This window comes from Rhizobium ecuadorense (assembly GCF_001187535.1).
GTDB classification, from domain to species: domain Bacteria; phylum Pseudomonadota; class Alphaproteobacteria; order Rhizobiales; family Rhizobiaceae; genus Rhizobium; species Rhizobium ecuadorense.
Genome location: NZ_LFIO01000752.1, coordinates 1 through 252, shown reverse-complemented (window position 1 = coordinate 252; position 252 = coordinate 1). Strand labels below are relative to the sequence as shown.

Genomic DNA, 252 nt, shown 5'->3' with positions numbered 1-252 from the left:
GATTGGGCCACGCCCAGGCGTCACCAGCACCCAATCCTGCGTGATTCAGGCGGCGATCTGGGTGGGATCGTTGGAAACCATCGCCGCGTTGAAGGCGCGCTCAGCCTCCTCGAGCGCTTCAAGGGCTGCGGCACTTACGCCGACATGTCCTCGTTCCAGCGGCGTTGCATCTCCTCAGGCGTGACCTGCTCGATGGTTTGCGACAACATCCAACGATGACCGAAGGGATCAAGCACCTGCGCCACCCGCTCG

1 pseudogene is annotated in these 252 nt (G+C 63.1%); it reads right to left on the bottom strand.

The window, feature by feature from the left end:
- Positions 1-134: 134 nt before the first annotated feature.
- Positions 135-252 (bottom strand): annotated as a pseudogene (locus AF337_RS13700) (VOC family protein); the annotation flags it as partial.